At 37.5% G+C, this 15,157-nt stretch carries 12 protein-coding genes; 5 read left to right on the top strand and 7 right to left on the bottom strand.

The genetic code is table 11. The annotated features are described in order from the left end of the window. Position 1 precedes the first annotated feature (1 nt). The 6 genes from J5U23_RS03555 to J5U23_RS03530 all read right to left on the bottom strand — a co-directional run bounded on the left by J5U23_RS03555 (position 2) and on the right by J5U23_RS03530 (position 8,768). Positions 2–574 (bottom strand): HAD family hydrolase, encoded by a 573-nt coding sequence (locus J5U23_RS03555; protein WP_218266977.1) that lies wholly within the window; start codon positions 572–574, stop codon positions 2–4. Continuing rightward, a complete protein-coding gene (locus J5U23_RS03550; RefSeq protein ID WP_218266976.1) occupies positions 571–2,052 on the bottom strand; it encodes a 4Fe-4S binding protein in 1,482 nt (493 codons plus the stop codon). Before J5U23_RS03550 ends, J5U23_RS03555 begins: the two co-directional genes overlap by 4 nt. Beyond that, positions 2,052–2,702 carry a TorD/DmsD family molecular chaperone gene (locus J5U23_RS03545; protein WP_218266975.1) on the bottom strand — a complete coding sequence of 217 codons (651 nt, stop codon included), beginning with the start codon at positions 2,700–2,702 and terminating at the stop codon, positions 2,052–2,054. The genes J5U23_RS03550 and J5U23_RS03545 overlap by 1 nt, the downstream gene beginning before the upstream one ends. Before the next feature lie 23 nt (positions 2,703–2,725). Next, positions 2,726–3,568, bottom strand: coding sequence for a 4Fe-4S dicluster domain-containing protein (locus J5U23_RS03540; protein WP_218261208.1), 843 nt, complete (start codon positions 3,566–3,568; stop codon positions 2,726–2,728). A 10-nt stretch (positions 3,569–3,578) separates the two neighbouring features. Beyond that, positions 3,579–7,862: a twin-arginine translocation signal domain-containing protein gene (locus J5U23_RS03535; protein ID WP_218266974.1), complete on the bottom strand. Its 4,284-nt coding sequence runs from the start codon at positions 7,860–7,862 to the stop codon at positions 3,579–3,581. A gap of 81 nt (positions 7,863–7,943) precedes the next feature. Beyond that, a complete protein-coding gene (locus J5U23_RS03530) occupies positions 7,944–8,768 on the bottom strand; it encodes a tetratricopeptide repeat protein (RefSeq protein WP_218266973.1) in 825 nt (274 codons plus the stop codon). A 119-nt stretch (positions 8,769–8,887) separates the two neighbouring features. Between J5U23_RS03530 and nrfD the strand changes: the two genes are divergently transcribed. From nrfD to J5U23_RS03515, 3 genes are all read left to right on the top strand, one after another. Further along, positions 8,888–9,955 carry an NrfD/PsrC family molybdoenzyme membrane anchor subunit gene (gene nrfD, locus J5U23_RS03525; protein WP_218266972.1) on the top strand — a complete coding sequence of 356 codons (1,068 nt, stop codon included), beginning with the start codon at positions 8,888–8,890 and terminating at the stop codon, positions 9,953–9,955. Between the two features lie 165 nt (positions 9,956–10,120). Beyond that, a complete protein-coding gene (locus tag J5U23_RS03520; protein ID WP_218261204.1) occupies positions 10,121–10,747 on the top strand; it encodes an IclR family transcriptional regulator in 627 nt (208 codons plus the stop codon). Continuing rightward, positions 10,744–11,643: a hypothetical protein gene (locus tag J5U23_RS03515; protein ID WP_218266971.1), complete on the top strand. Its 900-nt coding sequence runs from the start codon at positions 10,744–10,746 to the stop codon at positions 11,641–11,643. Before J5U23_RS03520 ends, J5U23_RS03515 begins: the two co-directional genes overlap by 4 nt. On the opposite strand, the gene J5U23_RS03510 is transcribed toward J5U23_RS03515, so the two are convergent. Next, entirely contained in the window at positions 11,632–12,624 is a 993-nt protein-coding gene (locus tag J5U23_RS03510) for an alcohol dehydrogenase catalytic domain-containing protein (protein ID WP_218259475.1), read from the bottom strand. The genes J5U23_RS03515 and J5U23_RS03510 overlap by 12 nt on opposite strands. Before the next feature lie 163 nt (positions 12,625–12,787). Between J5U23_RS03510 and cbsA the strand changes: the two genes are divergently transcribed. Further along, the gene (gene cbsA, locus J5U23_RS03505; RefSeq protein ID WP_218266970.1) at positions 12,788–14,200 is read left to right on the top strand and encodes a cytochrome b558/566 subunit A; all 1,413 of its coding nucleotides are present in this window, start codon (positions 12,788–12,790) and stop codon (positions 14,198–14,200) included. Next, a complete protein-coding gene (cbsB, locus tag J5U23_RS03500) occupies positions 14,197–15,141 on the top strand; it encodes a cytochrome b558/566 subunit B (RefSeq protein ID WP_218266969.1) in 945 nt (314 codons plus the stop codon). The genes cbsA and cbsB overlap by 4 nt, the downstream gene beginning before the upstream one ends. The last annotated feature ends 16 nt before the right edge of the window (positions 15,142–15,157 follow it).

Here is a 15,157-nt window from a genome sequence, read left to right as displayed (position 1 = left end):
CCTAACACCTCAACGCTGAATCCCCCATTCCAGACTCCACCTTATGTTGTGCTGTAATCTCAACCAACTCAATTAGATTCTTCCTTATCTCTACCTTTATGTCTTTGGGCAATGATATTAAGTTACGAATTAAAATAGCTCTCACACCTATGTTACTTATAAGAATAGCGTAATCTATATGGGGAGTAATGAAAGTAATTGAGCCTAATGGTGAATTAGCTTTTCTGGATATGAACATTAAGACCTCTTTTGAGGGAAAGTATTTATTAGTGTCCTCTGGTGTTATTACGTCTTGGACGAATGTGTCTATGTTATGTCTTAAAAGAAGTGATTTAGCGTCTATTTTAGGTAAGTTAGTTACAACGTAAATTCTAGCCCTATAATTTAACTCTTCTAAATACTGTGAGTCAGGGTAGGGTTTAAATTTAGAAATATCGAGATCTCCTATTACTGTCTTCAGCAAATCCTTAGGTGGATAGTGTCTTACATTTGAGAGGGATGAAGTGATTAGTCTATAGATTTCAATAGAGGATAGATCGAAGATTGCATCTAAGTCAATAATGTATGGTATCATTTCTTACCACTTAACAATTTCTCCAACCAGATCTTAGTTAATATTTTTTGCTTACATTCATTGCAGACATCAGTATACTGTGCAGTTCCAGCGAATCCATATTGTATTAGTAGAGTATCAACCTTAGTCTTGATCTTCTCTGAACCCAATGGTTTTCCACAGAATCTACACTTTGCCACCTCTGCCTTATTTACAACTTTCTTTTTAAGGTCAGAAATCTTGGCGAAACCAGTTACTACTACGGCTTTCTCTGGGCAATTCCTAACACATCGTTGTGAACCAATACAATAAGGTATATTATAGCTTAACTCTAAAGTATTATTACCCTTTAATTCGGGAACTAACATTTGACAAGCCCTTACACACACTCCACATAATACGCACTTGTTTGGATCCACCTCTACGTTATAAACTTCTGGGACAACATCGTCTTCGTTTAATTTAACCTTTTTCGACATCTCTTCTATGGACCATATTAGGAGCGCTCTTCTCCTACTACGCTGTAAAATAACGTCTAGGGGTATTTCGGATCTACTAAGTTGTGTCCACTTAATAGAGAGGAGTGTGCTTTTAAGCTCCTCGTCATCTTTAGCCTTACTAATGGTGAAACTAGTACCGGGAAAATGAGATGGTAATTCGTCTAATCTCTTTAACGCAATATCCCTACTTCCACATTTTGATGAAACGTGAACTATAGGAGTTATTCCAGCGGCACATGATGCAAGAACGAAGGAGTCGTGAACTCCTGCAGTACAAGGCATTAAGAATGGGAATATGCCTTCTGGTACCTCGTCCATTATTGAGTCTGTAAACAATAATGCAGCTTGTTTATCCTCATAGTAGTTAACTATTGCATTAATGAAACTCACTACTTGATCCGTAGTCGCTGTTGGAATTTCAAGATACCCTAAGTATGAACTCGCGGAGCAATAACCACATACACTGCATCTCTCTGGATAACCCACTGATGGACCTTCTGGAGCTTTAACTATTAATCCTTGAGGGCAAGACTCAATCGCTCTATTTATTTCCCTTTCTGCGTGAACTTCATCGAATAGTACTGGGTATGGTTTGTATTCGTATGTTTTCAATTTAAGCAGTGATCTTCTGGAGACCGAGGAAGTGGGAGTAGGTTGAACTCTATAAGCTAAATCCATTAATTCTACTCTCAAAGAATATGCCGTAAGTAAGGTAAAAACGTACTCCTTAGTCTTATCTTTAAACCAGCTCGGAGGTATTATAAGAATAGCTAGTGGCGAAATTCCTAACTTCTGATCTATATCCTCCATCCATCTTTCTCTTCCATTTTCACTAACTACTAACAAAGCTTTCAGCTCATTATTCTTAACGTCATCTATTATGTAATCGCCCATCTCAGCAACATAAGATAGTTTAGCCTCTTCAAAAACCTCCTTTAGTATCTCATCCCCTATTATCTCCCTAGCTTTTTTCGATACTATTAATCCAGCGTTTAACATTAATTTACACCTAAATATTTTCTCTCAAATTCAAGAAACTTAGCCAATTCAGAACATACAATTTTGTATATATTTGATCTCGGATCGTTAATTACGTCATTGATCCAATCGGGAATCCACGAGAAAATATGGGTTAGTGCGAAATTCTTCTCATCTTGTACTATTTTAAACGGATCTCTTCCTTCACTTCTGTGCTCATACTCCTCCTCAATAAGCAAAGACATGAATGCGAAAATAGAAGAAACGTGATCAGGTTCAGGATTAAATTGGGATGAGAATTTCATAACAATCCCCTTGGATTTGTAGAACCTGATAACGTCAGTGTACTTGAAAGTGGCAACTTTCTCTCCTATAAGCTGAAATAATCTCTTACTTTCCACTGGCAACAAGGGTTTAACTCCAAATCCAGAAAGGAATAATGTTGAGTATTCCAACAGATAATCTGACCTTTTAGTCTCACTAAAAACCCTTTTTATTTCATTAACTCTTATCCCCATAACCTCTTCCAATTGTTTACCTAGTTCTCTATCCACTACGTCAATCTTCTCCAAGAGCTGTTTATAGTCATCTTCTCCAAACTTATAAAGGAAGAGATCCGCGAATAAATCGTATAACGCATGCCTAACGTTTAACAAGACGGAAACTGACAATATAAATCACCAAATAAAAAAAATTATGAACTTGAATTAGAATTTGAGCCATTACCTTCAGTATATGTAGAGTTGTTCCCTTGAGCTCCAAGTTGTACAACGCCATTAGCAGTCCATACGTTATAATACTCAGCCTCACTAAGTAATTGGACATCACTTTCAGCGTATTTGCTACGCCATGGTAAATAGCCACTTGCAGGCTGTGCTCCAGTTTCAGGCCCCATTACAAATCCTCCTTTATCGTAGAATAAGATCGTACCAGGGTCAGTTGGGTCTAGGATATTAGCCCAAATTCTTGCTTGAACCATACATCCGTGGATACACGCTGGTATTCTCTCCTCTGGTGGTAATGTAGGATCATAAATCCTATCGAAGCAATGGGTACACTTCTTTGTAACGCCTTCTACATAATCGAAGAATCTGTTCCCGTATGGGCATGCATAAATACAGTATTTAGTCCCTATACATTCTTCATAGTCAACTAAAACTATACCATCCTCAGTCCTCTTGAATGTAGCACCTACTGGACAAACTTCGGTACAAGGTGCATTTATGCAGTGGAAGCAGTTTATTGGTATGTTGTAGACCTTTGTCTGGGGATATGTTCCCACTTCTACATAGAGTACTCTTAGCCAGAACATGACGTCTAATTCTCCGTATGGATTTAGATCTGGTATTGGTCCAAACATTCCCGATGTGTTCCATTCCTTACATGACATCTGGCAGCCTCCACAACCAAAGCACTTGTTTAAATCCGTTATTATGGCGTAGTTTGCCTTTAAGCTGAACGGTGGAGCATGTTGAACCCCACCTTGTCTTATATCTAATTTAATTTGGGGTGTAGTCGTATTTTGGGGAGAAGACATATCTATCACCTTAAGAGGAAGAGGGTTCTGTTGCGAACCCGTATCTTATCTTATATTGCCCTATAGTATAAGTTGGGGCTAACGAACCAGGTGCAACATAACTCCATAGACTAGTTGACGTAATATTATTAACGTCAAATCTCAGATGTGGAATATCGATCGGTTGTGCAAATGTTGGTTGTGATGGCGTATTATTTACTGTTATTTGACCTCCCATTTGGCTTACTATTACGCTAAGTATATCTTGGTTTGAAAAGTCTTGGCCCATGTAAGTGAACTTATTGGAGACTACTTGAACTTGTGTTGATGCACTTTTGCCCACAATTCTTATTCTACTATCATGCCATGAAGTTTGTCCAGTAATTGGATCAAGATATAATATTGGGAACGCATTATCTTTCACAGGATCTAATATTCCACCTCTGGATGGAGGCATATAAGAGATATTAGCCCAATTGTTAAGTATGCTATATTTAACCTGTGGTGAATTGGTTGCTTGGCTTCTAAAGCCTGGTAAGGCTTGCGACGATACGATCACCCATGCCGTACCTGGCCTTGTTGCGTTATCTAAGAAGGCAATTGCGGTAATAGTAGTTCTTTGTCCTCCGCTAGACGGTTGGTTAACTGCTTCAAACTGTACCATATCACCACTTTGGATTCCCATGCTCTTAACATAGGGATCTGCTGCACTTAGCATTACTGGTGTGTATGGCATTATTGCAGTTAACCATGGTACTACGTAAGACCACGAATGGTACATTCTATCATGTCTTCTAACGAAGAAGGTTAACGGATACTGACTTAGATCTATTCCATCAGAAGTTATATCTGACTGCCATGCCGGTACGGGATAGTAACCACCAAATGGTCTGAAGTAATCTAGAATATTCTTTTGTAGAGCTTGACCATAACTATCATTAGGAAGCTGTGATCTTACTAGGAAGCTGCTATTCTTAGTTTTTAGATAGTAGTAGTAATAGGCAGCATTATAACCAGTCCATTTTCCAGCAGCGGCTAATCTAAACTTCTGTAAGTATTCTAAGTATATTCTATGTAAGTATGGTAGACCTATTGATCCATAAGCTCCGGGCATGTAAGCTCCCCATCCAAGGAAGTAGAACATATTAACGTTTCTCATGTATCTTATTGAAGGTGGTAATACGTATACTGCCCCTCCTTTTCCTACTTTAACATAACCGGGATTGATATCGTCCAATGTCATGTTTCCTGCAGCGTATTTATTGATTATGGTCTGTAACATTGATTGTAACTTAGGTTGAAACTCTACTGGAATCCTAAAGTAATGTTCTATTCCGCTTGATCTATTGCTAGTGCCAATCTTGTAAGTTGGAGCCGTGGAAAATGTTTGTCCACTGGGTACACTACTTAGTATCTGATTTATTACAGCATCTTGCGTTGAATTGTTTGGTACTGATGAGGCGTAGAGCTTTAATTGCTGAGGATTGGGTGATTGTTTACCATTAGCGTCTGTCAAAATGTACTGGAACTTGTCACCATAACCTGCCAATAATATCCCTTGCTTTAATATGAACATTCCGGTGGATATTAATCCGGGCTGACCTTGTTGTAGAATTGTAGTTCCGGTGATTGGGTCATGCAACGTTATAGGGCTAACCAGGTCTCCACCCGTGATAGGATCTTGAGTTGTATAGAATGGGTTCTTCGTGGGGTCTATTGTATTCTGGCTTGGATATGCCCTTAATATCCATAGTAATGTTAATAGAGTGTCACCAGTACTTAATACGGGGTATAATGAGGGTAATGCGGGCCAGTTCAACGAATCAGAAGGACCTTGAGGTAATGAAGTGGGTCTATCAAAGGTACTGTGGAAACCATATACTTCAAGGAATGATAAGTCTGGCATAATTAGATCAACGACGTTATCGGTTTCATGCATGAACAAGTCGTATGAGACTGTAAATGGAATGATGTAATTTCCATTGCTATCTTTTTCAGTTACCATTTGAAGAACTTCTGCAAGATTATATGCGTTATTCCAGAACGGTGATGTTATGTACCACATCATGGCATTTATCGTATATGGTATAACTTGCTTTGGATACTTGTTCATAAGATATGAGGTAGGTACTACAGCTGAAATAGACCTCTGCGTTGTTAGTGGTAGTTCCCAAGAATAACCTCTGTCTACTAATAATGGTCTTCCAGTCTTATAAATTACTAAATCATCTGGCCCATCTGGAAATCCATAGGGCCCAGCTCCTACCACAGTTACATTCTTTATATCTACTGTTCCATCATTATATATGTATTCAGTTTTCAAGAACCCACTCCTACCCTTGGGTATTGTTAGATTTAGCCCTTGTATCGCACTTGCAACACTTGGGTCTATTTGTGGAGCATTAGCCAAGGGATGCGGTGGTACTGCGTGACCGGGGAAGTAGTGCGGATAAGGATATTTGTACAGATCAGCGCCCGGGTTATCCCACGCACCTACCATTAACACTAAGTAGTAAAGCGATGCAGCACTCATAAAACCATTTGCATGAGCAGCTAAACCTCTCATGAAGTAAATTGAAACTGGCCTACCTATCACGTGGTCATGGAATCTTCCTAAATAGTCTACCCACTTAGCTGGTTCGTATATCGCCTTTTGGAAAGCAACATTAGCAATCTCATTAGCAATTCTCACTACAGTTTGATGTGGAATTCCAGTAACTGATGCGACGTTTAGTGCACCATATTGTGGAGTTTGTGATGAGGGTGTGTATGGGTCGTAGTTAAATAACTCAGCCCTTAATAACTCAAATGCCGTAGTAGCCGTTAAGGTAATTGTCTCTTGAGAACCTAAAGCTTTAGGAACGGTAACCTGAATGGCTGGTACTTTTACTACTGTTCCGTTCTTTAGTTTATAAGGTACTTGAACGATCTGTGATTGCATATTTTGTGGTAACTCATCTAAAGTAAGTACTGGCATAACACCTTTCTGCCATGGAGTGTCAACATACGCATAAACATTACCATCGCTTCCCATTATTGCTTCTAGCCAAGGATTATTACTACTATACTGTGGATTACTTACGGGCATTCTTACGTGAAGTCCCACGTTATTCTCAGCTGTAGGATCTGTGGGATCTAAACAGTCACCGTTTTGTGGATTTGAGTTTACAATTACTAGCCAAGATAAGTTAGTGTAATACCTTAAGAATTCTTCATCAATATGTGGGAATACTGCTGTAGAGGGAATATCACCTAAACTTGATAGAGTTACTACTTGACCGGATGTGGTTATTGTTTGCATCCATAATTGACCAGAGGCCGGATCTACAGCTTGTTGGACTGGCTGTAACGTTATTGGGTTAAGTACTCTTTGTCCTTGAGAAACCTTGTATACGTAATAGTGGAAATCAACAAGAACCCTTATCCAACCCATTGCTAGTGCTCCATCTGATGCCGGATTAACGAAGAGATGTTCATCAGAAACTGAATAAAATCCATACCTCTCGGGGGCTATTGTGAGCGCCTTTCCACCATTCTCCCTTATTCTAGCAATTATCCTTCTCATCCAGTTAGGGAAATGATCTCCAGCTAGCCCGGCTAAAATAAAGTATTGTGATCTTTCCTCATCTGGCCCTGCATACTCCCATACTGGAGCGCCGGTAACGTAAACTCCAGCAGTGTAAACATTCATTGAGCAGAAACCACCGTGAGCTGCTGCGTTTGCTGTACCGAAATTTGCTGAGAAATATCCACCCGTTATAGCGGGTATTAATTGATCTCTTCCTTCCCAAAATGCTAAAGCATGTGGATTTGTTTCTCTAATTTTAAGCAATCCAGGGAAGTTTCCAATGCCTAATTGTTGGGGATTTAATCCCAGTTTACTCCAACTTTGTGCAGATGTACCATTTACCAATATATCAAACGCGGTATCGTAGTCAACAGCGATCCACTTTCCAGAACCCCTTTCTCCTGCTCTCAGTAAGGGATATCTAAGTCTAGACGGAGCAAAGTAATAGAAGACATCAGCTGCACCTCTTGGACAAACTCCTCCATCATTTATGTGCCATCCTATTGTTCCAGTCACATATCTGGGGAAACCTGTAGGAGTCCTAACTACTTCTATTGCACACCTACCTAAGCATTGGAAACAATTAGTGTATACGATTTCGTCACTAGGATAATTAAGAGTGTAATTCGTCTCAGAAACACTATCAAATATCCTCTTCGCTACACTATTACCTCCTAAAATTAACGCAGTTGCTACAGCAGTTGCACCAGATATCTTGAGAAAGTCCCTTCTACTTAACTTTAACATTAGACCTCTTTCTTCACTTCCGTGTGTTATTTATTTAAATATTCATTTCATTTTACCGATATTTCCTACTAAACATATTTCCTATTTTTTGAAAATATCTTCTATAATTGCCTTGGTTGATGGATCTAACTCAAAGGCCTTTTCTATTTCTTTGGAAAATTCAGCTTTAAGTTCTTTAAGTATTAGTGCCTTTAATAGATGGTAATTAGCTTTCTCACCCTTTGATAGGGCTAAATCTATGAACGTCAAAGCATCATTATACATTTTTAAGTTATAATAGCAAGACGAAGCATTATAATAGTGATCTGGATTATTGGGCTCGTAATGAGCAGCTATCTTAAATTCGCTTAAGGCTAGCTTATAAAATCCAGTCTCAAAGTATATTTTACCCTTTAACTCGTGAAGTGATGGATCATCTTTTCTAACATTTAACGCGCGATTAATCTCTGATAACGCATCTAACTTTAATCCCATATTGTAGTAGCAAAACGCTTTCATGACCCTAGCGTCAACGTTGCTTGGATTTATCCTTAAGACTTCCGTTAACTCGATATTAGCTTCTTCATACCTTTCTAATTTAAACAATATCCTAGCCTTTATGAATCGATATTCAGAGGAAAAGGGCAAAATTTCTAACGCCTTATTTATGTTCTCTAACGCCTCTTCCAGTCTTCCCTCATCCTCCAAAATCTCAGCCTTAGCTGACAATATTAGGTAACTGAAGGGAAAAGTTTGAATACCTTTATCTAATTCCGCCAAAGCCGCTTTGAAGTTACCCATTCTCAAATAGGCTTCAGCCCTAAGCAAGTACGCTTCCACATTTTCAAAATTCTCCAAGATTCTCAAAACTTCGTTATAGTTGCCTTTTTCCAATAGTTCCTCAGCTTTCTTAATGACATCCTCCACATTTTAATATACAATTATATTAGCAAAAAAGTTTATTTAAAAATATGTACAAGTGAACATATCGGAAGAGTGAAATGAAACTTTATTTAAATTATTAGTCAACTTTATAAAGGATAAAAATGGGACTATTTACTGCACCTGCGCCAAGTACGTCTTTTGGGGTACAATCTCCTATCATTCAGATAAATCAGTATCCATTATGGGGAGAGTACGTAGCATTAGCGTTATACTTCACAGAGATAGCCGGTATGCTAATGGCCATAATAGGTTTAATGGAAGTAACTGGAAAGTATAGGGCTTTCAACAGAAGGGCATCGGTAGCTGCTTTTGTCGCGTCCATCTTAGCCTTACTGTTTTTCGATATGGATTTAGGTAGACCAACAGCGGCAATACTTGCCCCAGCTGAAGCATTATTCTATTTTGCATTTTCATGGATGGCCAGGGGCATTATATTCGTAGGTGGACTGTTACTTTTCTCGTTTATATACATGGTAATTTCGTTACTTAACGTTAAGAATAAATGGGCTAGGGGTGTAATTGCTATATTAGGCGTATTTGCAGGAATATTTTCCACAACTTATAGTGGATTTGAATTGGCAGCCACTACTGGAATACCATTCTGGAATAACGGTGGGTTACCAGCCCTCTATTTAGCTGATGGTATATTCGCTTCTAGTGGACTTGGATATCTAGTATCGTTAGTAGGTAAAAGTGAGGATGTTGTAAGGGCTAGGATAACGCTCACTAAGTTGATGTTCTACTCCAGCATTGCAATTTTAGCAACATGGTTCCTATTCCTAGCCAACGTTAATTACTTGAACGTTTTCAATCAAGTAGCTTATGAGTATTTGTTATCTCAAGTTACTTTCTATGTAGATATGGCACTATCTGCGATTACCTTGATCATATCTGGAATAGGTTATATGTCAATTACTAGGTTCTTAATGTTCGGAATGAAGCAAAAGGCTCCAGAATCGGCTACGGGTCCAATGCCAATAATTGATTTGCCGACTGCAATTAAATACGTAATAGTTGTAGCTGCAATATTTGCGTTAGTTGCTGGTTTTCTAGCGAGAGCTGATGTATTATTTGCTGGCCAATACGCATATCAACTATCCCCAATGACTCCATTCCAATCAGTCTCCAATCAGCCAATTCCAATTGGTTCCTTCGGCTGGAGAGGTTGAAAGTAATATCCTTTTTCTACTATTTTTCTATGTTAGATTTAGAATTTTTTAGAAAAGCTAAGTAATTTAAGAAGTAGTGTTAGTTGATTAGAGAAACATAAAAATTTTTTTGTCCTAAATCATGATAATAAGAATATATAAACTAACATAATATATTTATTATTGATGAGTATCAAAATCCTCGATGAGAGGGACACTGTAGTATTAGAGTTCTTAGTAATATATGGCTATCTAACTTCATACAAATTAGCTAAAATCTCAGATATTCCAATGGCTACAGTATGGCGTATACTAGTTAATTTAAAATCCTTAAGTCTAGTGACAAAACAAAAGAAGGGATTTACAATTACTCCACGTGGTCTAGCATTTGCATACTATTTAACAAATAAGGAGAATATCCGTTTACAAGCTCTTCAAAAGCTTAAAGAAGCATGGAAGTATGACGGTTCCGTGAATGAGATTAGATCATTTTTAGATACGTTGAATCAATTTTTGAAAAAATATGAAATTTCACTAATAAGTGTTTGTTTTAATCATCCACTTTCTGTAATAAGCCTTATGTTACCCAAGGCAAAGGAATTAGATGAGTTCAGTCAACGTTTGCTCGCTAGGTTCATACTGAAAGCATTTCCAACAGTTGTTCTTCCTACAGGTTGCAAAGCTATTATAAGCTTTGACGAAAAAGGTGAACCTTATGCGCTAGCTGCAGATTGTAAAGATGAGGGAGTTCATATATTTCACAAGTGCCCCTACATAAGCAAATACTTTAGTGTAGAGGTCAAACCAAGGTGATTGACCTACAGAGAAAATTTTTCCTTAATCTTTCCAAATTAATTAGACATGGTTTTCATCCAGTCCTACTCCTAAATGGTTGCCAGAAAAAGGTATTACCAAATATGAAGATCATCAGCTCTAACGGAGAGTTAAGCGGTGACCTTAAGATAAACTTGTGTATTAAAATGGGAATGAGAGAGGACAAAAGTTGTGAGTTCTTTTATCCCTCTACTAGAGAAATCACTTACGAAAAGGAAATCTCCACGTCTAAAGGTAATAGATTACTTATGGCCAGTAGTGAGGGTTTACTTTTCGTTGATGTTATACACCCTGAAAGGAACAAGGAAATACTAAGAGCTACACTATCTAATTTAATAACAACATGGGGAGTTGAGTGGTATGAAATCGAAACTAAGGATGATATGGTAGGTTTTGTATGGGGCTTTGCAGATAGGGGATATGTGGAAGTTAAGGAAGGAATGAAGGTTGGTATGATAAACAGACCAGGAGGAATGTTGCCAGTGAAGTTGCTTTATAAGGCACTAAATGGAAATATTGAATATCTTGAGAAGAGAGGTATTGGTATTAATTACGTTTATGAGTTAGCTGAAGAGACTTTGAGTAGGGCAACTAAAATATTGAGATTAAATAGTAACATTTTACCAATAAATATTACTAGAGTAGGAATTAATAATATAGATAATTTATTTCCAAATTATTCACTGAAAATCCAATTACCAACGCCGTGGTATGCAGAAATCATGAAGGAGACTGCTCCCTTTATTCAAGACCCATTACAGTCAGAGTTGTTAGTACTTGTAATAGGTGAAAAAAGGGAAGTAGAAGATGTCCTTCAAGAGGCGGAAAAACAAGGATTTCCATCTTTCCTAGTTGGAGAAATTTTAAGGAGATAGGAAAATTCTACCATCCCTCTCTTTAGAGAAAAGCTCTTTCAGAGCTTGTTTACCCTCCTCTAACTTAAATATCTTCCATGTCTTTACTTTACAATCCTTACAAATGTCTAATAACTCTACAAAGTCCTTCCTATTACCCCTATTAACACCTAGAATACTAATGTGCTTACTGTATAACTGACTTAAATCAACCTTCACATTACCACCTAACAATGTTCCGAAGGTGACTAACTTACCCCTAATCCCTACAACTGAAAAGCTCTTATCCCAAAGTTGTTCTCCTAAGGAGTTCACAACTACGTCAGCCATCTTACCATTTGTAATTTCCTTCACCTTTTCCTCTACTTCATTATAATCAACTACAAAATCGGCTCCGTATTCCCTTAACCAGCTCTTTTTTGATACAGCTATTACTTTTGCCCCAAACTTCTTACCCAATTGTACCAAAAACATTCCAGTATTTCCAGATGCCCCAAATATAACTAGTGTTTGTGACGGCCTCAATTGTGCTTCCTTTAATGCGTGATAAGCTGTTAAAGCAGCTACTGTCAAGCTTGATCCCATTTCCCACGTATATTCATTTGGTAACTTAAACACATACTTCTCTTCAACTGCAATATATTCAGCCCATCCACCATTAGCGTCAACTCCTATTCTCCCACCATTTCTACAAACTGTTTCATATCCAGCCATACACATGTCACAGGTTCCGTCAAATATTCTACCATAAATTGTAACCTTATCGCCTACACTTACACTTCTAACATGATCTCCAACCTTAGCTATCTCCCCGCTAAATTCAACTCCGGGTATATGTGGTATCGGGTTCGCTTTTAGTCTTTCAACAGTATAATAGTCAACTGGATTTACGCCAGCCAGTTTCACTCTTATTAATACTTCATGATTACCTATTTCTGGATCTCTATAATCTGTAAACTTTAGATTTTCTATTCCGTTCTTATCAAATGCGAGAGCCTTCATCACTTTTAACTTAAGCTTAAAGGTTAATAAGTTAACTTTAGATTGGTAAAGATAATAAGCAAAGTTAGGAGAAAAATTATCTTAAACGCATCTCGTTACATTGCTCATAAGTCCAACGATTTATGTTTAATAGTAACATTTGCTTAAGCACTTTTGTGAGAGGATGAGCATTAAGAGAAGGTCAAAATACACATTAAGCGTTCTTCTACTTGCTTCATTTTTAGCTATTATAATGGGATTAGCAAACGTTCCAATGGCTCAGACTTCCCCGCAAATTCCCGTTTATAAAGTCGTTGGTAGTGCAGATTTGTCAAATCCTGGATCTGCAAGTTATTGGAACCAAATACCATGGATTAACATTTCATTAACTGCAAATATACCAATGGCGCCAACTTCTGGGCTTACTCATTATCTTCTTGTCAAAGCAGTATGGAATGGATCTTGGATAATAATATTAGAAAGATGGTACGCTCCAGAACCCGCATTTGGCGCCTGGTCAGCAGCCGCAGCAGCACTTTATCCCCCAGCGTCTGGTCCAGGTTTGTTTAGACAAATAATGCTAACACCTGGTACTACTTATACGATAGAAAAGAATTATACTAACTATTTCTCAATAGTTAATGGAAATACTATACAAGGGAGATTAGTATTAAACTACTCTGGAATCTTGTTACCAACTCCAAACAATACACAAATTAGCGTAATGTCTAATGGTACAATAATATTATGGCATTCCCTAAGACCAATGGAAGATCTTCTTTATTCAGATGGAATGTTTTATGGTTATTACACTAACTCAACGTGGTATTATCCAGATAGAGCTGCTATAATGTGGTATATGGGTAGTGTAATACCACCTACTAAAGATGGGATGAATATTGGTGGCAAAGCTCCTGGCCAAACATTTGATGGTGTGACTTTTAAAGATGCCGGAGGCTCTTTAGTACAGTCTGGAGGCGCAGCAAATATATGGATGTGGGTATCCGGGGCTACATGGAACAACGCAACTTATGATCCTGCATTTAAAGCAAATCTCTGGCAGAACACATCATTAACCGGATTATCTTATGTAGACCCTAATAATCACGGATTTGCAGTTCCACTATATACTAATAATACTAACATGTATGAAGTAGATACTTCTGGAATATGGTACGCACCAGTAGCATCAAGTGGATTAAACGGATCGCTATTCTTTATATGGACTGGAGCAACATATCAGAATGGTTATTGGACAGTAGAGTTCGCTAGGCCCCTTGCAGTTCCTTCGGCCTATGCAAATTGGATGCCTAATATAACAGTTGATAAAACCTATTATGTAGCGTTTGCAGTATGGCAAGGAAAACTTGGTGAGACGTTATTTGACAAGTCTATTACGTCAAACTTCCTAACGTTAGAATTAGTTACTACTCCACCAACTAGCACGACCTCCAGCACAACGCCTGCCACTTCAGTTACCACAACTAGCGTTATCACAGTTACAAGCATACCCTCTGCTACAATATATGTTACAATAGTTGGCGTCGTGATAGCTATAATAGCACTTGTAATACTTTATGTGGTGTTTAGAAGATGAAAATAGTAGATGAATTAAAAGGTAATTTAAACCTTTTTTTAATTTTACTTGGCATTTTCAGCCTCTTACAGTTTTCATTCAAACAAGCCTTTATGTTTCCCTCTATTTTACCTCTTAATATCCCTAATGCAAATTTACTTCTCGTTTTAGGGAATATCTCGTTCTACTTCTACTTCGTATTTCTGTTGATAGTCAGTATAATCTTATCCTTTACCTATAAGTCATTAATACCCATTACAGTTATATTGCTAGTCTCACCCTTTATTACATTAATACCTAACTACGAGAACTCTTTCTTGGTATATTCTCTTGAAATGGCAATTCTTATATTAGGATTAGCAAGCACTATTGAAGGCTTAATTAAATCCTCGTTGTTATCAATTCTCTTAATTCCTACTTTAATCTTAGTAAATCTTGGAATATTTGCATCAATACTTCTTAATATATTTCATAACGCACTATTCATAAGCTACCTCACAGTTTATTTAATTTCTATTGCGGGGTATTTGACATATGTAATATTATGGGGCAAAATTAAATCCTCTAGAAATTACATAGCTGTTTCAGTTGGCCTCCTTTCAATTATTCCATTTTTATTTTTTGAAAATACGATAAGCCAAAATAGGTACCTGGAAATTTTAATGAATATGATATTACCGTCGACCTTGGGAATAACCTTGTATAATCCTTATCATATTACTCTCTTAGTGATCGCGTTAGGTTTAAGCATAATGGGTATTGTTACATCCTTAATAAAGGGTAATGTCGGTGCAAGTGTTGGATATTTTTTGATAATAACTACTGTTTTTCTTGGAATTGATGGGTTCTCTTTATTAATATATATGCTAACTCCAATAATTGGTTTCTTAGTAATTACTTCTGGTGAAATTGAAAGTAAAAAGCGTTTAATTGACATCATAAGTCCAACGAGAAATGGATAAAAGCTATATTTTACTA

It is taken from the genome of Saccharolobus shibatae B12, assembly GCF_019175345.1.
In the GTDB taxonomy this organism is placed as follows: domain Archaea; phylum Thermoproteota; class Thermoprotei_A; order Sulfolobales; family Sulfolobaceae; genus Saccharolobus; species Saccharolobus shibatae.
Note: the sequence above shows the minus strand (reverse complement) of the source record. Positions and strands in the feature narration are given on the sequence as shown.

Excerpts from the sequence above, each read along its gene's own strand:
- J5U23_RS03555 (WP_218266977.1), bottom strand. The coding sequence starts at position 574 with ATGATACCATACATTATTGACTTAGATGCAATCTTCGATCTATCCTCT.
- J5U23_RS03550 (WP_218266976.1), bottom strand. The coding sequence starts at position 2,052 with ATGTTAAACGCTGGATTAATAGTATCGAAAAAAGCTAGGGAGATAATA.
- J5U23_RS03540 (WP_218261208.1), bottom strand. The coding sequence starts at position 3,568 with ATGTCTTCTCCCCAAAATACGACTACACCCCAAATTAAATTAGATATA.
- J5U23_RS03535 (WP_218266974.1), bottom strand. The coding sequence starts at position 7,862 with ATGTTAAAGTTAAGTAGAAGGGACTTTCTCAAGATATCTGGTGCAACT.
- nrfD (WP_218266972.1), top strand. The coding sequence starts at position 8,888 with ATGGGACTATTTACTGCACCTGCGCCAAGTACGTCTTTTGGGGTACAA.
- J5U23_RS03520 (WP_218261204.1), top strand. The coding sequence starts at position 10,121 with ATGAGTATCAAAATCCTCGATGAGAGGGACACTGTAGTATTAGAGTTC.
- J5U23_RS03510 (WP_218259475.1), bottom strand. The coding sequence starts at position 12,624 with ATGAAGGCTCTCGCATTTGATAAGAACGGAATAGAAAATCTAAAGTTT.
- cbsA (WP_218266970.1), top strand. The coding sequence starts at position 12,788 with ATGAGCATTAAGAGAAGGTCAAAATACACATTAAGCGTTCTTCTACTT.
- cbsB (WP_218266969.1), top strand. The coding sequence starts at position 14,197 with ATGAAAATAGTAGATGAATTAAAAGGTAATTTAAACCTTTTTTTAATT.